Source organism: Arthrobacter sp. zg-Y1116, from assembly GCF_024385485.1.
GTDB lineage: Bacteria > Actinomycetota > Actinomycetes > Actinomycetales > Micrococcaceae > Arthrobacter_B.
This window is the reverse complement of the sequence record NZ_JANFLR010000006.1, coordinates 1-22,745: the sequence shown is the minus strand read 5'-3', so window position 1 is coordinate 22,745 and position 22,745 is coordinate 1. Positions and strand designations below refer to the sequence as shown.

18 protein-coding genes and 1 tRNA gene are annotated in these 22,745 nt (G+C 66.0%); 9 read left to right on the top strand and 10 right to left on the bottom strand.

What is annotated here, in order from left to right:
• Window positions 1–2 precede the first annotated feature (2 nt).
• The 5 genes from NNX34_RS15660 to NNX34_RS15640 all read right to left on the bottom strand — a co-directional run bounded on the left by NNX34_RS15660 (window position 3) and on the right by NNX34_RS15640 (window position 5,049).
• A complete protein-coding gene (locus NNX34_RS15660; protein ID WP_255767459.1) occupies window positions 3–479 on the bottom strand; it encodes a hypothetical protein in 477 nt (158 codons plus the stop codon).
• A gap of 7 nt (window positions 480–486) precedes the next feature.
• Window positions 487–1,158 (bottom strand): bacterial proteasome activator family protein, encoded by a 672-nt coding sequence (locus NNX34_RS15655; protein WP_304660058.1) that lies wholly within the window; start codon window positions 1,156–1,158, stop codon window positions 487–489.
• Window positions 1,159–1,368: 210 nt separating this feature from the next.
• Window positions 1,369–1,569 carry a YbdD/YjiX family protein gene (locus tag NNX34_RS15650; protein WP_255767457.1) on the bottom strand — a complete coding sequence of 67 codons (201 nt, stop codon included), beginning with the start codon at window positions 1,567–1,569 and terminating at the stop codon, window positions 1,369–1,371.
• On the bottom strand, window positions 1,566–3,860 hold the full coding sequence (locus NNX34_RS15645; protein WP_255767456.1) for a carbon starvation CstA family protein: 2,295 nt from the start codon (window positions 3,858–3,860) through the stop codon (window positions 1,566–1,568). Before NNX34_RS15645 ends, NNX34_RS15650 begins: the two co-directional genes overlap by 4 nt.
• A 211-nt stretch (window positions 3,861–4,071) precedes the next feature.
• Window positions 4,072–5,049 (bottom strand): NAD(P)H-quinone oxidoreductase, encoded by a 978-nt coding sequence (locus NNX34_RS15640; protein WP_255767454.1) that lies wholly within the window; start codon window positions 5,047–5,049, stop codon window positions 4,072–4,074.
• A gap of 62 nt (window positions 5,050–5,111) precedes the next feature.
• Between NNX34_RS15640 and NNX34_RS15635 the strand changes: the two genes are divergently transcribed.
• A tRNA-Ser gene (locus tag NNX34_RS15635) sits at window positions 5,112–5,202 on the top strand.
• A 241-nt stretch (window positions 5,203–5,443) separates the two neighbouring features.
• Entirely contained in the window at window positions 5,444–6,502 is a 1,059-nt protein-coding gene (locus NNX34_RS15630; protein WP_255767452.1) for an SMP-30/gluconolactonase/LRE family protein, read from the top strand.
• A 233-nt stretch (window positions 6,503–6,735) separates the two neighbouring features.
• Here NNX34_RS15630 and NNX34_RS15625 read toward each other — a convergent pair whose 3' ends face one another.
• Entirely contained in the window at window positions 6,736–8,550 is a 1,815-nt protein-coding gene (locus NNX34_RS15625) for an NAD(P)/FAD-dependent oxidoreductase (RefSeq protein WP_255767451.1), read from the bottom strand.
• 220 nt (window positions 8,551–8,770) lie between these two features.
• Here NNX34_RS15625 and NNX34_RS15620 point away from each other — a divergent pair, with 220 nt between their 5' ends.
• Together NNX34_RS15620 and NNX34_RS15615 are read left to right on the top strand one after the other, a co-directional pair.
• Window positions 8,771–9,247: a MarR family winged helix-turn-helix transcriptional regulator gene (locus tag NNX34_RS15620; protein WP_255767450.1), complete on the top strand. Its 477-nt coding sequence runs from the start codon at window positions 8,771–8,773 to the stop codon at window positions 9,245–9,247.
• Window positions 9,244–9,873, top strand: a complete 630-nt coding sequence (locus tag NNX34_RS15615; RefSeq protein ID WP_255767449.1) for a hypothetical protein — start codon at window positions 9,244–9,246, stop codon at window positions 9,871–9,873. Before NNX34_RS15620 ends, NNX34_RS15615 begins: the two co-directional genes overlap by 4 nt.
• Here the strand turns inward: NNX34_RS15615 and galK are convergent.
• Together galK and galT are read right to left on the bottom strand one after the other, a co-directional pair.
• Window positions 9,860–11,071, bottom strand: coding sequence for a galactokinase (gene galK, locus NNX34_RS15610; protein WP_255767448.1), 1,212 nt, complete (start codon window positions 11,069–11,071; stop codon window positions 9,860–9,862). The two genes, NNX34_RS15615 and galK, sit on opposite strands and share 14 nt — an antisense overlap.
• On the bottom strand, window positions 11,068–12,171 hold the full coding sequence (gene galT, locus NNX34_RS15605) for a galactose-1-phosphate uridylyltransferase (protein ID WP_255767512.1): 1,104 nt from the start codon (window positions 12,169–12,171) through the stop codon (window positions 11,068–11,070). Before galT ends, galK begins: the two co-directional genes overlap by 4 nt.
• Window positions 12,172–12,576: 405 nt before the next feature.
• Between galT and NNX34_RS15600 the strand changes: the two genes are divergently transcribed.
• Window positions 12,577–17,100, top strand: coding sequence for an ExeM/NucH family extracellular endonuclease (locus tag NNX34_RS15600; protein WP_255767446.1), 4,524 nt, complete (start codon window positions 12,577–12,579; stop codon window positions 17,098–17,100).
• Window positions 17,101–17,233: 133 nt separating this feature from the next.
• Window positions 17,234–18,172 (top strand): alpha/beta fold hydrolase, encoded by a 939-nt coding sequence (locus NNX34_RS15595; RefSeq protein ID WP_255767445.1) that lies wholly within the window; start codon window positions 17,234–17,236, stop codon window positions 18,170–18,172.
• Window positions 18,173–18,244: 72 nt separating this feature from the next.
• On the opposite strand, the gene NNX34_RS15590 is transcribed toward NNX34_RS15595, so the two are convergent.
• Entirely contained in the window at window positions 18,245–19,168 is a 924-nt protein-coding gene (locus NNX34_RS15590; protein WP_255767444.1) for a PRC and DUF2382 domain-containing protein, read from the bottom strand.
• 122 nt (window positions 19,169–19,290) lie between these two features.
• Entirely contained in the window at window positions 19,291–19,950 is a 660-nt protein-coding gene (locus tag NNX34_RS15585; RefSeq protein WP_255767443.1) for a hypothetical protein, read from the bottom strand.
• 241 nt (window positions 19,951–20,191) lie between these two features.
• Between NNX34_RS15585 and NNX34_RS15580 the strand changes: the two genes are divergently transcribed.
• The 3 genes from NNX34_RS15580 (at window position 20,192) to NNX34_RS15570 (ending at window position 22,644) form a co-directional block, all read left to right on the top strand.
• Window positions 20,192–21,685 carry an aldehyde dehydrogenase family protein gene (locus tag NNX34_RS15580; RefSeq protein WP_255767442.1) on the top strand — a complete coding sequence of 498 codons (1,494 nt, stop codon included), beginning with the start codon at window positions 20,192–20,194 and terminating at the stop codon, window positions 21,683–21,685.
• 214 nt (window positions 21,686–21,899) lie between these two features.
• Window positions 21,900–22,091, top strand: a complete 192-nt coding sequence (locus NNX34_RS15575) for a hypothetical protein (protein ID WP_255767441.1) — start codon at window positions 21,900–21,902, stop codon at window positions 22,089–22,091.
• Between the two features lie 94 nt (window positions 22,092–22,185).
• Window positions 22,186–22,644, top strand: coding sequence for a hypothetical protein (locus NNX34_RS15570; protein ID WP_255767440.1), 459 nt, complete (start codon window positions 22,186–22,188; stop codon window positions 22,642–22,644).
• Window positions 22,645–22,745: the final 101 nt, after the last annotated feature.

The following is a 22,745-nucleotide window of genomic DNA, read 5'->3' as shown; positions in this document are numbered from 1 at the left end:
TCCTACTTCCGCGAAATCCCGGTTTCCCGGGCGCTGAGCAGCGCGCGTTCGGCTTCAACCACGTCCTCCTGGACGAGTTCCGCCCGCCGCCGCACATTGTCCAGGCCGGCGGACGCGATCCCCCAGCGCTCCCCTTCGAGCCGCGACATGGCGGCGGCTTCGGCGGCGGCGGCGAGGGAATTGCCGCTGCGGGACAGTGCCCGGTGCACTGCGGTCAACGCTCCGGGTATGTTCTGTCCGGTACTGGGCAGCTGCAGCTGGGCAGAGGCACACACCTCCCGGACGCGCGGAAGCAGCCCGGCGAGTTCATTGGCCACGGTCACCAACTCGTTGTAGATGGCGTCATCCTGCACGCCCTCGAGCATCTGGTAATAGCGGTCCAGGCCCCGCGTAAAGCGGTCGTGCGCACGGCGCCAGACACCTTTGCCGAGCTCCGCGTCGTCTTTCCGCCCCTGCCGGGCGGCTGCAAAAAGTACCATCAACGTCCTACAAGTACTGGCCGGGGCCCGATTGTGGTTCCTGCCGCGGACTGCCCGTCCCCTGGGAAGCGCGGTGAGGTTCCCCATCGTCTCCGATAACAACACCCGGCGCCAGTATGGTTCCGGGCGGCAGCTGGCGCAGCTGCAGGCGCCCGGCCGCGTGGCTGGCGGTCTGCTGCGCGGCAATGGCCGTCTGGATGCCGCGGAACAACCCTTCCAGCCATCCCACCAGCTGGGCCTGCGCAATCCTTAGCTCAGCGTCGGTAGGGGTGGAATCGTCCGTGAACGGCAGGTTGATCCGGTGCAGCTCGTTCACGAGTTCCGGGGCCAGCCCGTCCTCGAGTTCCTTCAGTGACCGGGAGTGGATCTCCGCCAGCCGGTTGCGTGCCGCATCGTCCAGCGGTGCGTTGCGGACTTCCTCCAGCAGCTGCTTGATCATGGTGCCGATCCGCATGACCTTTGCCGGTTCATCCACCAGTTCGTTGAGCTTCGCCGGTCCGGCCTTGCCTTTGCCGTGCCCGGGCGCCTCCCGGCTGTCCCCGGCCTGGTTCACCGCTCCGGCGTCCCCGGCGGGCGCAGCGGCGCGGGCCGTGCCATCGTCCGCCGGTGTCTGTTCTGACTTCTGCCCAGTCCCCGGAGCCGCCTCGCGGCGCTCGGAGGATCCGTTCTGTTCAGTCATGGCATTAATGCTCTCACGGTTGGCGGCGGTTGCCCCGCGGGCGGGCGGTTTTCCGGTATCGTCCTCCTGTTTTGGCGTTTTCTCCGGTTCAGCAGGCTGGGCTCAGGCGTCCCAAGGGGAAGCAACAAAGCGAAACAACGACGGCGGCACCGCAGCTGAGGCAATCAGCTGCGGTGCCGCGTCGTACTTATTGCCGGATCGCCCGCCTTGCTAGCAGCAGCGGCCCTCCGGGTTGGCGTCCTGCCGGTCCATCTTGTCCCGCCAGAACTCGCGTTCGCTCATCAGCGGCGAGGTGCAGCCGGACGAGGCATGGAAGTCCGTGTACTTGCGGTAGGCGTCCTCCCCCATCACGTCACGGAAGAACCGGACGAACCCGGTGACCCCTTGGCGGACGGCGACGGCGGCGCTCATGTGTGCGCCGCCCTCTTTGCGGGCCGGTCAGCTTCCGGCAGCGACTCCCACTGGGCCAGGATCTCCTTTTCAGCCGGCGTCGCCAGGAAACCGGCCGGTGCGAAGGTGCGGGACGGAACGGCCGGATCCTCGGCGCTCGGGGCGCCGCCCGAACGGAAGGACCGGATGCTGGCAATGATGGCCGTGATGATGACAATGATCGCCAGGGTCACGAACACCACCGAGAGCGTGGTCTGGATGAGCGTGTTGCGCACCACCGCTTCCATGGCCTCCACGGTCTTGGCCGTGCCGAAGCTGGTTTTCCCGTCGGCCAGTGCCTGCTGGAAGGCCTCGTGGTTGGCCCAGTAACCGACGCTCGGCACCGGCGAGAAGATCTTGTAGAACGACGCCGTGATGGTCACCACTGCGGCGAACGCCAGGGGAAGTGCCACGATCCAGAGCCACTTGAATGCGTTCTTCTTGGCAATGATCGCCATGCAGATGGCCAGCGCAATGGCGGCCAGCAGCTGGTTGGCGATGCCGAAGAGCGGGAACAGCGTATTGATGCCGCCCAATGGGTCCGTGACCCCCATGATCAGGATCGACCCCCAGCCGGCGACCATGATTGCCGTACATATCCAGGCTCCGGGACGCCAGGACATGTCCTTGAACTTCGGGGCCACGTTGCCGATGGTGTCCTGCAGCATGAACCGCGCCACCCGGGTGCCGGCGTCGACCGCGGTGAGGATGAACAGGGCCTCGAACATGATCGCGAAGTGGTACCAGAACGCCATCATGCCGGGGCCGCCGATCAGGCTCTGCATGATCGTGGCCAGGCCGACGGCGAGGGTGGGCGCGCCGCCGGTGCGCGACACAATGGATTCCTCGCCCACGTTGGATGCCAGCGACGAGAGCATGTCCGGAGTGAGGTTCACACCGGCCAGGCCCAGGCCGTTCACGAAGGCGACCGCGCCTTCCACCGTTCCGCCGGTGGCGCCGGCGGACGAGTTCATGGCGAAGTAGATGCCGCGGTCAATGGAGATGGCAGCCACCAGCGCCATGATGGCCACGAAGGACTCCATCAGCATGCCGCCGTAGCCGATGAAGCGGGTCTGGCGTTCCTTCTCCAGCATCTTGGGGGTGGTGCCGGAGGCAATCAGGGCATGGAAGCCGGACAGGGCGCCGCAGGCGATGGTGACGAAGAGGAACGGGAAGAGCGGTCCGGCGACCACCGGTCCATCGTCCCGGCTGGCAAACTCGCTGACCGCCGGAACGCTGATCTCCGGGCGGACAATGATGATGGCCACGGCCAGCATCACGATGGTTCCCACCTTCATGAAGGTGGAGAGGTAGTCTCGCGGGGCCAGCAGCAGCCAGACCGGCAGGACGGCGGCAATGAAGCCGTAGATGATGATGCCCCACGCAATGGTGGTCGGTTCCAGGGTCAGGGCGTCGCCCAGCGGGGTCCCGGCAACCCAGCCGCCGGCAATGATGGCGGCGAGCAGGAGGACAAAGCCGATGATGGAGACCTCGGTGACCTTGCCGGGACGCAGGTAGCGCAGGTACACGCCCATAAACAGGGCGATGGGGATGGTCATGCTCACGGAGAAGACACCCCACGGGCTTTCGGCGAGGGCGTTCACCACCACCAGGGCAAGGATGGCCACGATGATGATCATGATGACCAGGGTCGCGACCAGGGCGGCGGTGCCGCCGATAAGTCCGAGTTCATCCCGCGCCATCTGGCCCAGGGAGCGCCCGCCGCGGCGCATGGAGAAGAACATCACCAGGTAGTCCTGGACGGCACCTGCCAGCACCACGCCCACGATGATCCAGATGGTGCCGGGCAGGTAGCCCATCTGCGCGGCCAGGACCGGTCCGACGAGCGGTCCGGCGCCGGCGATGGCGGCGAAGTGGTGGCCGTAGAGGACCCGGCGGTCCGTGGCGGCGTAGTCCTTGCCGTCCGCCTTGTATTCGGCGGGGGTGGCGCGGCGGTCATTGGGCTTCAGCAGCTTCGCTTCGATGAGCTTTGAATAGAAGCGGTAGCCGATGAGGTAGGTACACACGGCGGCGAACACGAACCAGATGGCGTTCACGGTTTCGCCGCGGACTACGGCGAGCATGGTCCAGCTGAAACCGCCCAGCAGGGCAATGCCCGCCCAAATGGCGATCTTCGCGGGCGTCCAGCGGCGGTCCTCCGCCTCGAGGACTTCCGGGTCCACGGCCACCGGCGGCAGTGCCGGGTCCTGTTCCAGGACGTCGCCGTCCAGTGGTTGCCGGTTGTCGGCCCGGCGCCGTTGGTTCTCGCTCATGATGATCCCTTTTGTCTGCGGTGGCTTGTCTGCGGTGGCTTGTCTGCATTGACATACGTACCGAACGGGGGCAGGGAGTGGCCCTGCACCTTGAGATTACCAGCGCGTGAGGCGGCGGTCACAGACATACGTGACGGCGGCCGCACAGGTGCGCGGCCGCCGTCGTCGTCGGGATTCTGCCGGGCGGGATGCCGCCCGGCGGGGTGCTTGCCTAGATCGTCAGCAGGATCTTTCCCGCGTGCTGCCCGGAGTCGAAATACTCGTGCGCGGCGGCGGCGTCGGCCAGCGGGAAGGTGCGGTCCACGAGGGGCCGGATCTGGCCGGAAACCAGCAGCGGCCAGACGTATTCGCCGACGGCGGACATGATGGCGGCCTTTTCCTCCACGGGCCGGCCGCGCAGGGTGGTGCCGATGACGGCGGCGCGCTTGGTCATGAGCTGGTTCAGGTTCAGCTCCGCCTTGGTGCCGCCCTGCAGCCCGATAATCACCAGACGGCCTGCGACGGCGAGTGCGTCCAGGTTCCGCTGCAGGTATTTCGCACCGACGACGTCGAGGATGACGTCCGCACCGTGGCCGTCAGTGGCTTCATGCACCGCCTCGACGAAGTCCTGCTCCTTGTAGTTGATAAGGACCTTCGCGCCGAGCGATTCGGCCAGTTCCAGCTTTTCGGCCGACCCTGCGGTCACCATCGGAACGGCGTCGAACGCGGCGACCATCTGGATGGCCATGGTGCCGATGCCGCCCGTGGCACCGTGGATGAGGACATAGTCCCCCTCCTTGACGCCGGCGGCCATAAAGAGGTTGGAGAACACGGTGGCGGCGGTTTCCGGCAGGGACGCGGAGGTCACGGCGTCGAAGCCGTCCGGGAGGGGCAGGACCTGCCCGGCGGGGACGGCAACCTGCTCGGCGTATCCGCCGCCGGTCAGCAGTGCCACCGCTTCGGTTCCCACTGCGAAGCCTTCAACGCCCTCACCCAGCGCGGCAATGCGGCCGGAGACTTCCAGGCCCGGATACTCGGATGCTCCGGCGGGCACCGGGTAGTAACCCTGGCGCTGCATCACGTCTGCGCGGTTGATGCCGGCGGCAATGACGTCGATCAGGACCTCGCCCGGTCCGGCCTCGGGAGCAGGAACATCCTGCAGTTCCAGTGCTTCCGGTCCGCCGGGTGTTCCAATAACGATGGCTTTCATGCTGTCCTTCCAGGTTTAGGGAATTTTGGTGATTTCATCCCTTCTGCCAGACTACATAGTGAGGAAGGTTGTCCGAGCGGCCGATGGAGCTGGTCTTGAAAACCAGTGTGCGGTAACCCCGTACCAAGGGTTCGAATCCCTTACCTTCCGCCAGACAACGAGAAGCGGTCCCTGATCAGGGGCCGCTTCTTTTGTTTAACGGCCAGGCTCTGCAGGCCCGGCACCTCCTTGTGTACAGCTGATGCTGGCTAAGTGGGTTCCAGACCGCCTTTGCTGTACAGAAGGGACCGCTCATCACGGCTTCCCTCTAGGGCCATGCCGGCGAAGGCGCCAATCACTTAGGGTGGTCCTAAGTAATTGCTTCCGCAGTCCCTCACCGCATCGGAGCCCCAGCATGTCCCGCACCTCTCCCACCTCTTTTCCGAAGCCGGTCCGCCTGGCAGTGCTGACCCTCGGTCTGGCCGCCGCACTCAGCGGATGCGCCGCCGGTGAGGACGACGATCACGACGAGTCGGCGTCGAACACCGGAATGCACCTGGTTCCCGAACAGACCGCCGAGCGTGTGCTCCAGGTCAGCTCCATCCATCCGGAAACCGGCATGACCCTCATCGAAGGCCCCACATTCGGGCCCGACGGCGGCCTGTTCGTTGTCGATGTCATGGCTCCGGCCGGCGAAGCCAAGGTGATGCGGGTGGACGTGGAGGATGAATCCGTTTCCCGCGTCTACACCGAGGGCAACGGCGCCTACACCTCAGCGCAGTTCAGCCCGAAGGACGGCCGGATCTACCTGACGGACTTTGCCGGCGGAAAAATCGACAGCATCACCGCCGACGGCAAGGATCACAAAACCTTCTTTACCGGCGACGTCGACGGCGCCCCCATACGCCCGGACGACCTGGCCTTCGACGAGGAGGGAAACCTCTTCGTCAGCGATTCCACCGGCTACGCGGATCCGGCATGGGAAGCCAAGGGCCGGGTGGTGCGGATCGATAAGGACACCGCCGAGGCCACCGTCCTCGCCGAGAACCTTGCCGCCCCGAACGGCATCTCCTTCAGCGAGGACTTCAAAGCCCTGTGGGTCAGCCAGTACATGGACAACCGGATCGACTACCTGGTGCTCAACGAGGACAAAACCGAAGTCACCACCTCGCACCCCGGCATGCACTTTGACGGCGGCACCAGCCAGACGGATTCCAACGCCGTGGACGCCGACGGCAATGTCTACCAGGCTGTCCACGGACAGCCCCGCATCTTTGTCTACAGCCCCCGGGGCGAACTCCTGTCCACCGTCACCGTGCCGGCCGAGGACCGGGAAGGCCTCACCTCGGCCACCAATATCGCCATCAAGCCCGGCACCAACGAGGCATACCTTACGGTCAGCGGCCCTGCCGGCGGCTTCATCTACGAATTCGAAGCCCTGGCCACCGGCATCCGCCAATCAAACGGCGGCTAACCTCCCCCCACCCAGAACAGCACGGATGAGGTGCCGGCTGTCCTGGCGAGGTGTGGCCGATCCTCGCTGCTCGCTGCTAGGGGTGGCATACACCCGTAGGGGCCTGGCGGAGGCGGCTTTAATATTCCAAGCGAGCTCTGCGAGCTCTGGAATTTCGTTGCCGCCGGAGCCAGGCCCCGCAGGTGAGCGGGGCTGCCGAGCCCCGCAGGTGAGCGGGGCTGAGGCGAGCTAGCCTAAGCCTCCCTCACCAGCACCTCGTCGATGCTTTCCTCACGCCACTGCTTCAGCAGCCGGTGGAACACCACCGGCCCCGGGCTGAAGGAGAAGCTGACGGGCGGCGGGTTGCCCTCGCGGTTGTAGTAGCCGGGCGTGCATTCCGCGGCGAACTTGCGGTTGTCCGCGGAGGTCCGCTGGATGGTTTCGCCCCAGGCGGCCTCGGCTTCGGCCGTCGGTTCGATGTAGCGGGCACCCGCCTCGCGTGCCCTGCCGATGACGGCGCCGATGTGGTTGGCCTGTTCCATCAGGATGTGGACAAAGTTCACCGAATTGGCGTTCTGCAGCGAGCCGAGGTGGAACAGGTTCGGGAAGCCGTGGGTGTAGAAGCCGTGCAGCGTCCGCGGGCCCCGGCCCCAGGCTTCCAGCAGGGTCTGGCCGCTGCGCCCGGTTACCGGCATGGCCCCGGAGGTGACACCGGAGACGCCTACGTCAAAGCCGGTGGCGAAGATGATGCAGTCCACCTCGTATTCCTCGTCGCCCACCACAATGGTGTTCTCGGTGATGCGGGTGATGCCGCCGAAGTCCGCCGTATCCACCAGCGTCACGTTGGGCAGGTTGAAGGTCTCCAGGTAGTAGTCACTGAAGGTCGGACGCTTGCACATATAGCGGTACCAGGGCTTGAGCAGTTCGGCCGTCTTCGGATCGTAGACTTCCTCGTCCACCCGGGCGCGGATGGAGTTCATTTTCCGGAAGTCGACGAGTTCGTCGAGGCGTTCACGTTCCTCCGCGGACACGGATTTGTCGACGGCGCCGCTGATCATCTTGCGGTGCAGCTGCGGGACGGAGGTCCAGCCATCCCGGGTGAGGTCCTGCTCCACCGGTTCCCCGGAGACCACGGCAAGGAAGTTCTCCATGCGTTCCTTCTGCCAGCCCGGCTTCAGTGAGGCGGCCCAGGCCGGGTCGGTGGGGCGGTTGTTCCGGATATCCACGGACGACGGCGTGCGCTGGAAGACCAGGAGCTGCTCGGCGTCGCGCGCCACCATGGGAATCACCTGGATGCCCGTGGCACCTGTGCCGACCACGGCCACCTTCTTGTCCGCGAGTCCGGTGAGGTTGCCGGACTGGTCTCCCCCGGTGTAGCGGTAGTCCCACCGGCTGGTGTGGAAGGTGTGCCCCTTGAAGGAGTCGATGCCCGGGATGCCCGGCAGCTTCGGCTGGGTGAGCGTTCCGGAGGAGGTGATCACGTAGCGGGCCCGCATTGAGTCCCCGCGGTCGGTGGTGACGATCCATTCCAGCGCTTCGTCGTCCCAGGTCAGGCCGGTGACGCGGGTGGAGAAAACGGTGTCGCGGTACAGGTCGAAGCGTTCGGCGATGGCCACGGCGTGCCGGCGGATTTCCTCGCCCCGCGCGTAACGCTCGCTGGGCATGTAACCCACTTCTTCGAGCAGCGGCAGGTAGACGTAGGACTGGATGTCACAGCGGATGCCGGGGTAGCGGTTCCAGTACCAGGTGCCTCCGAAGTCGCCGGCTTCATCCATCATGCGGATGCTTTCGACGCCTGCCTCCCGCAGCCGGGCTCCGGTCATCAGCCCGCCGAACCCGCCGCCGATCACCAGCACCTCAACGGTGTCCGTCAATGGCTCCCGCTCGGTGCGGGGAGTGTAGGGATCAGTGGCGTAGTAGCCGAATTTTCCCTTGGCGGGCTGGTACTGGGTGGCGCCGTCCGGGCGGATCCGCCGGTCCCTTTCCGCCTTGTACTTCGCCCTCAACGCCTCGACGTCCAGGCCGTCTTCTATGCGCTCGTACGCTATGGGGGTTTGCGTGCTGCTCATGTAGTGTCCTCGCTTCGCTTGCGCGTTCCCGTGACCCAGGGCAGAGCGGGAGGACTACGACGCCGGTGCGCTCGGAGTCCGTCTCACTCCGAACTGCAGCCGCGGGGACGCCGGTATATCTCAAAAACCGATAAACGGTTAGCCTCACCCTAACTAATTTGACTGAGGGTTCGCTGACCCCTGTGTTTGCCGACACGTCCGCGGCCACTACGGTGAACTCATGACCGAAGGAAGCAATGAGCAACAGGAGCGCGAACGTGTGCTGCTGAATCTCGAAGAACTGGCCGATTCCCTGCAGTCGACGGCCCTACCCGCCTTCCTCGATCCGCTGCTGTCCACGGACCTGACAGTGCGCCAGTTGAAGGTCCTGACCGTTCTTGTCACCGCCGAGGAGGGTGCCACCGGCCGGGGCCTCTCGGAGTCCTTCGGAGTCTCCATGGCGTCCATGTCCGGCCTGATCGACCGGCTCGTTGCCCAGGGCGTGGCCGTCCGTTCGGAGGATCCCCTGGATGCACGGGTACGCCGGGTGAAGGCAACACCGCTGGGACGGACGGTGGTGCGCCGGCTCGTGGCCGGACGCCCCGAACTTAATGTCGATATTCTCTCCCGGCTGTCGATCAATGACCTGCGCGCGCTCGAACAGGGCATGCGCGCCGTCCATGCCGAGATAGGCCGTGGAGCGGACGCCAAGAAATGACGGGTCTGCCGCCGCGCATCATCCCCGGGGCCAACTCGTTGGTCCAGGCGGCAAGCCTTATGGCTCTGGCCTATCTCCTCCGCGTGCTCCAAGCCAGCGGGACCCTGCTTTACCTCGGGGCGGGAATCGGCACAGGCCAGTTGATCGTGGCTGCACTGGTGGCGGCCTGGTGTTTCTTCCTCGGAGCTTCCTGGACACTCGTTCCCTGGTTCAGCGGCCTCTTTCGCCATGTCTTTCTGCGTCGTGCCGCCGGCTTCCTCGGCGGCATCATCACCTGCGCATGGTTGCTCCTCCTTGCTGGATATGGATTCCTCACCATTTTCTTCTCGGGGCCCGGCTACCAAAAAATCTCAGCGCCGGCGGGAGAGCACACACTGCTGATCAACAACCAGAGCATTTTGCTGATCGGCTCGCATGCCGTCTACGAACAGGTGCAAGGCCCGGTCTACGCATACCGGGACCAGGTGCTGACCGATGACGGCTACGATCCGTTCAGTGGCGGAGCCTTTTCCGTGCAGTGGGGTGAAAAAACCGCAACGATTTCCTTCGCGGTGTATTCGCAGGGCGAGGACGGCAATTCGGGCGACCGGAGCGGCCGGGCAGTCATTCCCCTCAGGGCCGGGTGACCCGGATCCGTCCGGCCCCGTCCGCGGGAAGCACCGTGAACAGGGCGGGCTCCCGGAAACCTCTACCCGCGAAGGCCCCCCGCACAGCCGCACGGACCTGATCCTCGTCCTCCTGCCGGACCAAGGCGATGGCCGAGCCGCCGAATCCCCCGCCGGTCATCCGGGCACCCAGCGCACCGGCGGCGAGCGCCGTGTCCACGGCCAGGTCCAGCTCCGGGCAGGACACTTCGAAGTCATCCCGCAGCGAGGCATGGGAAGCGGTCAGCAGGTTCCCGATGCCGGCGACGTCGCCAGCCCGCAGGTGCCCGACAACCTGCAGCACGCGTTCGTTCTCTCCGAGCACGTGCCGGACCCGCCGCCGGGTTTCCCCGTCCAACCGGTTCAGGGAGGTACCGGCAGGCACCTCCCGCAGCGACGCCGCACCCAGCGCCGCCGCTCCGCGTTCGCAGGACGAGCGCCGGGCGCTGTAGCCGCCGTCGGCGTGGCTGTGGACCACCCGCGTATCGATGACCAGCACTTCCAGTCCGTGCCGGGCCAGGGGCAGCGGCACGGTTTCGGAGTCGAGGCTGCGGCAGTCCAGGAACAGCGCACCGCCCGCCTGTCCCATCAGCGATGCCGACTGGTCCATGATGCCCGTGGGCGCACCGACGAATTCGTTTTCGGCGTACTGGGTCAGCCGGGCCATCCGCGGCCGGTCCATGCCCAGCTCCAGCAGCTCGTTCAGCGCCACGATCACGGCCACTTCCACGGCGTGCGAGGAGGACAGGCCGGCACCTACCGGCACGCTGGAATCCAGCAGCAGGTCAAAACCGGGAACAACGACGCCGGCGCTGTGCTCCAGTGCGAACACCACACCCGCCGGATACGCCGCCCAGCCGCCGACCCCGCCCGGCTCCAACCCGCCGGTACGGAACTGCGCACGGGACAGCTCCCCACCGTCCGGGGCATAGGTGGAGGCGAGGCGCGCGACGTCGGGCTCCCCTGTTTCCCCCGGCCGGCGCAGCCGCACGGCCACGAGGGCACTGCGGTCGATGGCGAACGGCAGGACGAAGCCGTTGTTGTAATCCGTGTGTTCGCCGATCAGGTTCACTCGCCCGGGAGCCCGCCACACGCCGTCGGGCTCGGGGCCGTACACCTCGGCAAAGCGCCGGGCAAGGTTCTCCGCCCGGGACTGCACCGGCTCAACCGGCGCGCTCATACGCGCACCTCCCGAAGGCGGACGGCGGTCTGCTCCGCAGTGGTGTCGTTGATGAAGGCGCCCATCGCCGCCTCGGAGCCGGCCAGGAACTTCAGTTTGTCCGCTGCCCGTCGGGGACTGGTGAGCTGCAGGTGCAGCCAGCCCGCCTCCCGATCAGCGGCATTCACCGGCGTCTGGTGCCAGGCGGAAATGTACGGGGTGGGGGTGCCGTACAGTCCGTCCACCCGCTGCAGCAGTTCGAGGTAGACGGCAGCGAGTTCGTCGCGCTCCTCCCCCGTGAGCGCGGCCAGGTCCGGGACCTGGCGGTGCGGCACCAGATGGATTTCCAGCGGCCAGCGGGCTGCGTACGGCACATACGCGGAAAAGTGCCTGCCCGCCAGGACCATACGGTCCCCGGCCTCGGACTCGTCCCGGAGCAGCTCGCCCATCAGTGCCCGGCCATGCTCGGACAGGTGCTGCCGGGAGCGTTGGGCCAGCCGGGCGGCATGGGGCGCCGCATACGGATAGGCGTAGATCTGCCCGTGCGGGTGGTGCAGCGTGACGCCGATGTCCTGGCCCCGGTTCTCGAAGGGAAACACGTGCGCAATGCCCGGCAGGGCCGAGAGTTCCCCGGTGCGCTGCGCCCAGGCCTCGACGACGGTGCGGGCGCGGGTGTACGGCAGCGAGGCGAAGGAGCCGTTGTGCTCCGGGGTGAAGACCACCACCTCGCAGCGGCCGAACGCGGGCGAGGGGCGCCCCCACAGCGCACGTTCATCCCCTGTCCCCTCCGGCTCCGGCAGGATGCCGAGTTCCGGTCCCAGGGAGGGGAAACGGTTCTCGAAGACCACGACGTCGAAATCCTCCGCCGGGATTTCCGATCTCCGTCCCGGCCGGGCGGGGCACAGGGGGCACTGGTCGGCGGGCGGCAGGTAGGTCCGGGCCTGGCGGTGGGCGGCCACTGCCACCCACTCCCCCGTTAGCCGGTCGAAGCGCACCTCCCCGTTGCCGGAACGGGGATCCAGCGGACGGGCATCCACGACGGTTTCCACCGGTTGCCCGCCGCGGTCGGTGAAGAACAGTGACTCCCGGCCGTCGGCGAGCCGGTGCCGGCGGTGGACGATCGGTTGCACAACCGCACCGGAATCAGCAGCAGGGAACTGGCCGGACACGTATTGGCCTCCTCTTCGGCGGATAAGGAACTCGTTTTGCGTTCACTACGACCATAAGGGGCCGAACCTTCGTGGCACCCTCGGTGAGCGGGCGTTCCTTTGTTACTCCTCGGTACCTCGTGGCAGGAAGTGGGGGTGTAAGGCCGTACACTGTGCTGGCGATCACTTTTCCGCCTCCTCGGGGGACGCGGCGGAACCTTCCCGAAGCTCATGCATGGACGCATGTCACCGGACGGACACCTGCTCGTAACCCGCCCCGCCTAGCATCACCCTTCGTAATCACTCGCTGTATCCCCTGCCGCCGTTTCCGGCGGCCATTACCTGTCGGCCCGCACGGCCGACCAAGGAGTATGAGGCATGAGACCTTTCCCATGGAAGGCCGCGCTCGGGACCGCCCTGTCAGCAGGCCTGCTCGCCGCCCCGCTGACCGCATTCCCGGCCTACGCACAGGACGGCAACGCTGCCGTTCCCGGCATCATCATCAACGAGGCATACCTTTCCGGCGGCAGCGCCAACGCCCCGTTCAACACCAAGTTCGTAGAGCTTTACAACCCCACCAGTGAACCGGTGAGCCTGGACGGCTGGTCCCTCCAGTACCGGTCCGCGACCGCTACCGCGGCGCCCACCGGCATCGGTACCCTCTCCGGCAGCATCGCTCCGGGCGGGTATTACCTGGTTTCCGGCGCCAGCAACGGCACCACCGGCGCGGCCCTCCCGAACGCCGACGCCTCCATCGGCGCCAGCTTCGCCGGAGGCGGCGGCACCCTGATCCTCTCGAACCAAGGCACCCGCGTTGACCCCCTGCCCACCGGCTCGGTCATCGGCGCTCCCGGCGTGGTCGATCTGATCGGCTACGGCACCTCCAACACCTTCGAGACCGCGGGCGCGGCCGCACCCGCCGGCAACTCGGATCCGAAGTCGCTGAACCGCACCGGGTTCTCAGATTCGAACAACAACGCCGCCGACTTCACCCTCAGCACGTCGGTCACCCCCACGTCTTCGGCCGGCACGGCTCCCACCGAGCCCACCCCCACGCCGACGCCGACACCCACACCCACACCCACACCCACACCCACGACGCCGGTACCGGTGCCGGTCCCGGGCGACGCGGTTCCGATCGCCGAGATCCAGGGCACCGGTGCGGCCAGCCCGCTGATCGGCCAGACGGTCACAACCCGCGGCAAGGTCACGGGCGTCTACGCCACCGGCGGCTTCAACGGCTACTACATCCAGACCCCGGGTACAGGCGGTGACATCAACCCGGCCACGCACACCGCATCGGAAGGCATCTTCATCTTCTCCGCGGCAACTGCAGGCCAGGTGACCGCCGGCGACTACGTCGAGGTCACGGGTACCGTAGGCGAGTACTACAACCTCACGCAGCTGACCGTCGCCGACGGCGCCATGACGAAGCTCAGCGAAGCAGCGCCCGAGGTCAAGCCCGCCGCCGTAGCCTGGCCGGCCACCGAGGAACAGCGCGAGACCTTTGAGGGCATGCTGCTGGCGCCTCAGGGCGAGTTCACCGTCACCGATAACTTCTCGCTGAACCAGTACGCAGAAATCGGCCTCGCTGCCGGCAATTCCCCGCTTGTCCAGCCGACCGCCGTAGCTGCCGTCGGAACCCCGGAGCACGCCGCCGTCGTGGCGGACAATGCTGCCCGTGCCGTGAAGCTCGACGACGGTGCCAGCACCAACTTCCTCAACGCCGCCAACCAGGGCAAGCCCCTGCCCTACCTGACACCGGAAAACCCGGTCCGGGTAGGTGCCGCAGCAACCTTCAGCACCGGCGTGATCCTCGATTTCCGCAACAGTGCCTGGAAGTTCCAGCCGCTGACCGAACTGACACAGGCCAACGCGGCGACCGCCACCCCGGCGTCGTTCACCAACACCCGCACCGCGGCGCCCGAGAGTGTCGGCGGCAACCTGAAGCTCGCGTCCTTCAACGTGCTGAATTACTTCACCACCACCGGTGACACGCTGTCCGGCTGCACCTTCTACAAGAACCGCAGCGGCGAACCCGTGACCGTCAACGGAGGCTGCGACGCCCGAGGCGCCGCCAACGCAGCGAACCTGGAACGCCAGCAGGCCAAAATCGTGGCCGCGATCAACGCCCTGGGCGCTGACGTCGTCTCGCTGATGGAGGTGGAGAACTCCGCCAAGTTCGGCAAGAACCGCGACGATGCGCTGTCGCGCCTGGTGGCAGCCCTCAACGCACAGGCACCGGGAACCTGGGACTACGTCCGCTCCCCCGCGGCTCTGCCTGCCGATGAAGACGTGATCCGCTCCGCCTTCATCTACCGCACCGGAACCGCCGAACCTGTCGGCGAATCCACCATCCTGGACAACGAAGAGGCCTTCTCCAACGCCCGCGAACCGCTGGCCCAGGCCTTCCGCCCCGCCGGCGCGGAAGACGGCACCGAAATCCTCGCCGTCACCAACCACTTCAAGTCCAAGGGTTCGGCACCCTCCTCCGGCGAGAATGCCGACACCGGCCAGGGCGGCTTTAACGCAGACCGCGTCCGCCAGGCGCAGGCACTGGTGGAGTTCGCCGGGACCGTATCGGAAGCAGCCGGCACGGACAAGGTGTTCCTGCTCGGAGATTTCAACGCCTACCACGCGGAGGATCCCATCAAGGTGCTGGTTGACGCCGGCTACGTTGACCTCGGCGCAACCACGGGCAAGCACTCCTACGCCTTCGGCGGGACCGTCGGCAGCCTGGACCACATCCTGGCCTCCCCGGCAGCCAATGAAGCTGTCACCGGCGCGGATATCTGGAACATCAACTCCGTGGAGTCGGTGGCCTTCGAATACAGCCGCTACAACTACAACGCCACCGATTTCTACGCACCGGATCCCTACCGGGCCTCGGACCATGACCCGATCCTCGTCGGCATGGACCTGACCGCCGAAGGTACGGACACCGCCACGCTGAACCTGCTGAACATCAACGACTTCCACGGACGGATTGATGCCAACACGGTTCCGTTCGCCGGAACCGTTGAGGAACTGAAGGCCGGCGCACCGGAGGGCAGCTCGCTGTTCCTCTCCGCGGGCGACAACATCGGCGCGTCCCTGTTCGCTTCCTCGGTGCAGCAGGACCAGCCCACCCTTGATGTCCTGAACGCCCTCGGGCTGCAGGCCTCGGCCGTCGGCAACCACGAGTTCGACGGCGGTTTCGCGGACCTCACCGGCCGCGTCGACGCGGGTGCACAGTTCCCCTACCTGGGCGCCAACGTCTACACCAAGGGCACCACCACGCCTGCACTGCAGGAGTACGAGATCATCGACGTCAACGGCGTCGATGTTGCCGTTATCGGTGCCATCACCCGGGAGACTGCAAGCCTGGTCAGCCCGGGCGGAATCAGCAACCTGGACTTCGGCGATCCGGTGGAAGCGGTCAACCGCGTAGCCGAACAGTTGGTGGAGCAGGACCTCGCCGACGTGATCATCGCCGAATACCACGAGGGCGCCGGCAGCGGCACTCCCGACGGCGCCAACCTCGATCAGGAGCTGGCGGCCGGCGGTGCCTTTGCGGAGATCGTCAATGACACCACCCCGCTGGTCGATGCCATCTACACCGGGCACACCCACAAGCAGTACGCCTGGGATGCAGCCATTCCCGGCGGCGACGGCAAGACCCGTCCCGTGGTGCAGACCGGTTCCTACGGTGAATTCATCGGCCAGATCCGGCTCGAATACAACGCAGCAACAGACGAGGTCACGTCCTACACCGCAGCCAACGTGGCCCGCACCAAGACGGCCGCACCGGAACTGGTAGCCGCCTACCCGGCAGTGGCCGAGGTAAAGCGGATTGTCGACGCCGCCTTGGCCTACTCGGCCGAGGTGGGCAACCAGCCCGTCGGCTCCGTCACCGGAGACATCACCTCGGCCTTCGTGGGTACTGCCCGCGATGACCGCAGTTCCGAATCCACCCTTGGCGCGTTGGTGGCCGATTCACTCCTGTCGACCCTTGCCGCCCCCGAACGCGGAGGCGCCGAGATCGGCGTCACCAACCCGGGCGGCCTGCGTGCCGAGCTCTACTACGGCGAGGACGGCGTCATAACGTACGCCGAGGCCAACGCGGTTCTGCCCTTCGTCAACAACCTCTGGACCACCACGTTGACCGGTGCCCAGCTGAAGACAATGTTGGAGCAGCAGTGGCAGCCGGACGGCAGTTCACGTGCCTTCCTGGCCCTCGGCCTTTCGGACAACATCACCTACACCTTCGACCCGGACCAGCCCCGCGGCTCACGGATCCAAAGCGTCACCATCAACGGTGCCGCCATGGACCCGGCCCGGGATTACCGGGTGGGTACGTTCAGCTTCCTGGCCCAGGGCGGCGACAACTTCACCGTCTTCAACGAAGGCAAGAACACCCGCGATACCGGACTGGTAGACCGTGACGCCTGGATCAGTTACATCTCGGCCAACAGTCCCCTGTCTCCCGACTTTGCCCGTCAGGGCGTAGTCGTCAAGGGTGCTCCCACCACGGTCAAGGCAGGCACGGCAGCGACGTTCACCGTCGGCCAGCTGGACCTGACATCACTCGGCAGCCCTGCCAACACCTCCCTGGCAGTCAGCTTCGTGAATACTGCCGGCACCTCCACGGCCCTGGGCACGGCACCGGTCAGCGCCGGTTCCGCCACAGTGACCGCGACGCTTCCCGCGTCGGCCTCCGGCACCGGTTCCCTGGTGCTGACGGCTGCTGGTTCCGGCACCACGGTAACCTTGCCGGTCACGGTCGAGAAGGCTGCAGCGCCGGCGCCGGCGCCGGTCTGCAAGGCGCCGACCGCTCCGAAGCAGTGGTGGGACGTTCGCGGCTGGGTCCGCTACGCCTACGAACTGGCGCAGTACATTCTGTGCCTGGCCGGACGGAAGTAACCGGCTAGCAAAGCAATGACAGAAGCGCCGCCTTGGGTTTACCCGGGGCGGCGCTTCTGCGCTGTGGACGGCTATCGTGGTGATCCATACCTGCAATGGTCCGGAAGCCGGCGTCGGAACAGGAGACATTTTCATGGAGCAGAACCACAACCGGTCTTCTTCTCCCCTGCCGCCGGATCCACCCCCGCATAGGGCACGTCCCGACGGCCGGCGGATCACGGTCCGAAGCCAGGGCTCGGAACTGGCGGTGTACCAGCACGGGAGTCCGGATGCCGCGGTGCCAAGTATCCTGCTGGTGCACGGCTACCCGGATGACCATCACGTGTTCGACGGCGTAGTGGAACGGCTGGCTGCGGACCGGCACGTCATTACATACGACACCCGCAACGCCGGCGCGTCGCGGGTTACAGGGAACGCCGCGGACCGCGGTTCCTTGGCGCCCTACCGGCTGGAGCTGCTGGTGGAGGACCTCTATGCCGTCCTCAACGCCACCGGGACCGGACGAGTGCATCTGGTAGGCCATGACTGGGGATCCATTCAGGGGTGGGCCGCGATACAGGACCCGAGGGCACAAGGCAGGATCCTCAGTTACACCAGCATCTCGGGGCCGGACCTGGGCCACTTCCGGCGCTGGTTCAGCACCCGGCTGCGCTCACCCCGCCTCTGGCCGCAGGCCCTTTCACAGGCGCTGCGGAGCTGGTACGTTGCAGCCTTCCACGTCCCGGTCCTGCCCGACGTTGCTTGGAAGTACCTGCTGACCCCCCGCTACGAGAAATACGCCGGCCGGAAAATCGGCGACAGCGGAGTGCGGGGCCTGCAGCTTTACCGGGCCAACATGTTCCGCTCGGGCGGCGCGGTACCCGACGGCGGCTATCCCGGCCCGGTGCAGGTGGTCGTTCCGGTGCGGGACCCGTTCCTTTCGCCGAAGCTGGTCTCCGGCCTGGACAGCCGTTTTCCCCGGGTGGAAGTCCGTGAGGTGGCCGCCGGCCACTGGTGGCCGGAGCGCAGCAGCGAGGACTTCGCGGCGGTGCTGGACCGGTGGATGGCGGAACACTCCGACCGCGCCGGATGACCACCCCTTAAACCACCGCAGGCCGCCGGAGGATTCCGGCGGCCTGCGGTACTGGTGTGAGACTGGTTCGGATCAGCGGCTGCTTTTGCCTCCGCGGCCGCTCCCGCCTTCACCCTCCATGTCAATCTGTTCCTTGCTGACCTCTTCGGTGACGGTGGCCTCTTCTGTCACGGTTTCGGTGTCCAGCCGGACACGCTCGACCGGGACTGCTTCCTTTTCCACTACGGGCTCCTCGGCGTGGAGGGTCACTTCGTGTTCCTCCTCGCTGATCGTTGGTCCGTCCATGGCGGAGCCACGGTTGGCGTCCGTGATGGGCTCACGCTCAATCCGGGCTTCTTCGTGGCTGACCGGAACCGTCTTGGTGACGTTCTCAGTGGTGACGTACTTACGCAGGCGGGCCCTGCCTGACTCCCGGCTCTGCTTCCCAACGTGGAGCTGCTCCTCGGAGCGGGTCATCGCGTCGTCCGTAGTGGGGCCGGAAGTGTCATGCCCCACCTGGCCGTGGTCTGAACCCCGGCTGCTTTCCGTCCGGCCGGAGGTTCCGCCGCTCGAGGTTCTGCTTCCGCTCGAGGTCCCGCTTCCGCTCGACATGCCGCTTCCGCTCGAGGTCCCGACGCCGGAGCCTGCAGAGCTCCGCTGGCCCGAGGTACCGGAAGTACCGGAAGTACCGGAGCTACCGGACGTGCCGATGGAGTAGTAGCTGTAAAGCTCATCCTGCTCCTGGTCGCTGAGGTGTCCGTCCTTGTCCACCCGCGGAGCGTCCTTCACCATCTCTTTGGAGTACGGCACCCGCACAACAGATCCCTCAACCGAGGCTTCGGCCAGGGGCACAAAGCTCTCCTTGGAGCCAAAGAGCCCGGTCTTGGTGGTGACCCATGCCGGCTGGCCCGACTCGTCATCCAGGTAGATATCCCCTGCCGAGCCGATCTTTTCCCCGTTCGGACCTTCCACGGTTCCGTGGTTCATAATCGTGTCGATCTGTTCACTGGTGATCACGTTGTTCTCCTGTGTTCCGCGCCTCGCAGGCGCATGGTGCTGCCTCGGTAACTACGTCCCCCGCTTCCCCCCACGACTTTTCCGCCGGTTTCCTTCTGGCGCCGGCCGGTTCGCCCGGCCGGTCAGTCCCCCAGCCCGGCCTTGTCCACCCGGCGGTGGAAGCGCATACCACCCAGACCGCCGAGGATGGCCCCGATCAGGGCCACAGCTGCGGCCACGATGGCGGCAATGATTGTCGACGCCGTTGCGTTGTCACCGAACATCGGAATCTGGGGGAATCCGTTGAGTTCAACCAGGATGTTGAACTGGTCGCCCGCGATCGCGGCCAGGATGGCCGCCACAATGGCGATGACCACTGCCCAGACCCAGACTGCAATACCCTGCTTCATCCCGTTAAAACGCGCCATTCGTCCCGCGACGTACCCGCCGCAGTAATAGGCCACGAAGAGGATCACGAGCAGGATGATGGTCCCGGTGATCGTGATGGCTGTGGCATCCGGGCTGTCGTCGTTCAACAGCACTGCCGCGCCGAGGGCGGTGGCCAGGGCACTCAGCAGCACCGTGGTTCCGATGGCGGTCAGCCAGCCAAAAAACGCCGAGCCGATCTTCACTCCACCGAAGGTCGCTTTCTCACGCTCAACCACCCGCCGGCGGCTGGTGTTGTCCATCGCGTCGCCCCGCGTGCCGTCCGGAGTCGGGGCCGCACCGTCTCGGCGCTCTCCGGCCCCCTGGCCGGCAGCCTTTCGTCCGCGGTCCCCTGCCGCACTTGCACTTGTGCTCATGAAGGTGTCCTTTGCGGTAAGAGCAGCCGGGGAATTCCCCTTTTGGCCACTGGTACTCCCAACGCTAGGCTGAACGGGAGGAAATAAAAAGGGTACTTAGTATCTGGAGCCCTTGACAGCAGGTCTCCTCCCTTCGACCTTGACAGCTCTCTGCACCTTTGGGAATCGCCGTCGGGAATTGATCCGGCCCCTCCCGGGTTGTAGCCAGCAATACACCGTCAAGATTCATCTAGGAGAAATCATGACAACTCAGCTCGAATCGACTTCCCCGGCCCTCACCGACTGGATCCCCGCCAAGCAGTTCATTGGCGGGCAGTGGCGCGACGGCCGTTCGGAAAAGACCCTCACGGACACCAACCCCTTTGACGGTTCGCAGCTGATGACCATGCAGCAGGCCTCCCGCGAAGACCTGAATGACGCGTACGCCGCAGCAGAGGAAGCCCAGAAGGATTGGGCTGCCAAAACCCCGAACGAGCGCCGAGCCGTCATCGCCCGCGCCGCAGAAATCTTCGAGGAACGCCGGGACGAGATCATTGCCTGGCTCAACGCCGAATCCGGCAGCACCATGCTGAAGGCCAACATTGAAGTTGCCTCCGCCGCCTCCATCACCCGCGAGGCAGCCACCTTCCCGCACCGTGTGTCCGGCAAGATCATGGACTCGGACACCCCGAACAAGGAACTGCGCGTCTACCGCGCACCGCTGGGCGTGGTCGGCGTCATCAGCCCGTGGAACTTCCCGCTCCACCTCTCCCAGCGCTCCGTGGCTCCGGCACTGGCCCTGGGCAACGCCGTCGTCCTGAAGCCTGCCAGCGACACCCCGGTCACCGGCGCCCTCATCATCGCCAAGATCTTTGAAGAGGCAGGCCTGCCCGCGGGCGTGCTGAACGCCGTCGTCGGAGCCGGCTCGGAAATCGGCGACGCCTTCGTGGAGCACCCGACCCCGCGCATGATCTCCTTCACCGGTTCCACACCGGTGGGCAAGAACATCGGTGCCCTGGCCGCCACCGGCGCCACGCTGAAGTACACGGCACTTGAGCTCGGCGGCAACAGCCCGTTCGTGGTTCTTGCCGACGCCGACGTTGACCAGGCAGTCCGCGCCGCAGCCATGGGCAAGTTCCTGCACCAGGGACAGATCTGCATGGCCGTGAACCGGATCATCGTCGAGGACGCCGTCTATGACGAGTTCGTCGAGAAGTTCACGGCGCACGTGAAGACGCTGAATGCCGGCGATCCGACCGACCCGAAGAACGTCGTGGGCCCGATCATCAACGCCAAGCAGCTCGAGGGCCTGAAGACCAAGATCGAGACCGCGAAGTCCGAAGGCGCCCGCCTCCTGCTCGAAGGCGAAATCAACGGCCAGGTACTTTCCCCGACCGTCTTCGCCGACGTTACCAAGGACATGGAGCTGGCACGCGAGGAGATCTTCGGCCCCATCGCCGGGATCATGCGCGCCAAGGACGCCGAGGACGCACTGGCCCTGGCCAATGACACCGACCTCGGCCTCTCCAGCGCCGTCTTCACCGCCAACCTGGAGGAGGGCGTCAAGTTCGCCCGCCGCATCAAGGCAGGCATGACGCACGTCAATGACTTCCCGGTCCAGGACGAGGCGCACATTGCCTTCGGCGGCGAGAAGAACTCCGGCCTCGGCCGCTTCAACGGCGAGTGGGCCATCGACGAATTCACCACGGATCACACCATCAGCGTGCAGCACGCTCCGCGGGAATACCCGTTCTAATCCGGTAACGGATACCGGCAGGTAAACGACGACGGCGGTCCGCACCAATAGGTGCGGGCCGCCGTCGTATTACGTCTTGGCTACACTTGAACGCGACACACCCCAGGGCGTCTGGCGCACTGTTAGTCTCCCTCTCACCGGCCCGGAAACTCCGCGCCGAACTACTGGGGGAATTGATTGGATTGACCGCTTCTTTTTCACGCCGGGCCCGCATATGCGCCTTGGTTCTCGCGTCCGCTGCCTTACTGACCGCCTGCGGCGCGGAGACGGCCGCCGAGCCGGCACCGTCGAAGAGCCCGACGGCCACACCGTCCACTTCGGCAACACCGTCGGCGACGGCGTCAGCGACAACGCCTGCTGCAACACCGTCAGCGACGCCGGCGCCCACGGAAACGCCCGTTCCTGAACCGGCAGCACCGGTCACCGTCACCACCCCCAACGGGCTGCACAGCTTCACCCTTCCGGCCGGATGGTCGGCCGTTCCGACCGAACCGCTGCCCATGCTTGCCCATAGCGTCGGTCTGTCACCGGCGGCCTTCAACATTTTGGACTCAACCGGGAACCCGGTAGCCAAGTTTGAAAGTGGAGCCGACCTCCACAACATCTCAGTAATTAGCCCGGGGCACATCATGTACGACGTACAGGAACTGCCCGGCTACACGAACAAGGTTGGCGAGCCTGTCTATTTCCAGTTTGAATCCCGTCCGACCTACGCAGCACCGGGATCTCCCAGTCGCGGCTACTATGTCCAGCTTGAGGATGACGGCTTGCCGGACGCGGATGGTATGGATGGCGGCAATGCCTACGGCACGGTTTTCATGTCTGACGGCGACATCAGGTTCGAAGCCCTCATTGATCCCGGAGCCTTCGCGGACGACGCCGCAGCCCGGGCCTGGATGCAGACCGACATCTACCAGCAACTGAAAGCTATGATGCTTTCGCTGACCTACAACGGCTAGGGACAGAACGACGGCGGTCCGGCAGCGGAAGGTTCACGGACGTTGCAGGACGCCGACGCGATCGCCGCTGCCGTGCTGTCCGCTGCCGCGTCCACCGCTGC

What these genes read in the sequence shown, in the direction of transcription:
- NNX34_RS15660 (WP_255767459.1), bottom strand. Translation starts at nt 479, where the DNA reads ATGGTACTTTTTGCAGCCGCCCGGCAGGGGCGGAAAGACGACGCGGAG.
- NNX34_RS15655 (WP_304660058.1), bottom strand. Translation starts at nt 1,158, where the DNA reads ATGACTGAACAGAACGGATCCTCCGAGCGCCGCGAGGCGGCTCCGGGG.
- NNX34_RS15650 (WP_255767457.1), bottom strand. Translation starts at nt 1,569, where the DNA reads ATGAGCGCCGCCGTCGCCGTCCGCCAAGGGGTCACCGGGTTCGTCCGG.
- NNX34_RS15645 (WP_255767456.1), bottom strand. Translation starts at nt 3,860, where the DNA reads ATGAGCGAGAACCAACGGCGCCGGGCCGACAACCGGCAACCACTGGAC.
- NNX34_RS15640 (WP_255767454.1), bottom strand. Translation starts at nt 5,049, where the DNA reads ATGAAAGCCATCGTTATTGGAACACCCGGCGGACCGGAAGCACTGGAA.
- NNX34_RS15630 (WP_255767452.1), top strand. Translation starts at nt 5,444, where the DNA reads ATGTCCCGCACCTCTCCCACCTCTTTTCCGAAGCCGGTCCGCCTGGCA.
- NNX34_RS15625 (WP_255767451.1), bottom strand. Translation starts at nt 8,550, where the DNA reads ATGAGCAGCACGCAAACCCCCATAGCGTACGAGCGCATAGAAGACGGC.
- NNX34_RS15620 (WP_255767450.1), top strand. Translation starts at nt 8,771, where the DNA reads ATGACCGAAGGAAGCAATGAGCAACAGGAGCGCGAACGTGTGCTGCTG.
- NNX34_RS15615 (WP_255767449.1), top strand. Translation starts at nt 9,244, where the DNA reads ATGACGGGTCTGCCGCCGCGCATCATCCCCGGGGCCAACTCGTTGGTC.
- galK (WP_255767448.1), bottom strand. Translation starts at nt 11,071, where the DNA reads ATGAGCGCGCCGGTTGAGCCGGTGCAGTCCCGGGCGGAGAACCTTGCC.
- NNX34_RS15600 (WP_255767446.1), top strand. Translation starts at nt 12,577, where the DNA reads ATGAGACCTTTCCCATGGAAGGCCGCGCTCGGGACCGCCCTGTCAGCA.
- NNX34_RS15595 (WP_255767445.1), top strand. Translation starts at nt 17,234, where the DNA reads ATGGAGCAGAACCACAACCGGTCTTCTTCTCCCCTGCCGCCGGATCCA.
- NNX34_RS15585 (WP_255767443.1), bottom strand. Translation starts at nt 19,950, where the DNA reads ATGAGCACAAGTGCAAGTGCGGCAGGGGACCGCGGACGAAAGGCTGCC.
- NNX34_RS15580 (WP_255767442.1), top strand. Translation starts at nt 20,192, where the DNA reads ATGACAACTCAGCTCGAATCGACTTCCCCGGCCCTCACCGACTGGATC.
- NNX34_RS15575 (WP_255767441.1), top strand. Translation starts at nt 21,900, where the DNA reads ATGCGCCTTGGTTCTCGCGTCCGCTGCCTTACTGACCGCCTGCGGCGC.
- NNX34_RS15570 (WP_255767440.1), top strand. Translation starts at nt 22,186, where the DNA reads ATGCTTGCCCATAGCGTCGGTCTGTCACCGGCGGCCTTCAACATTTTG.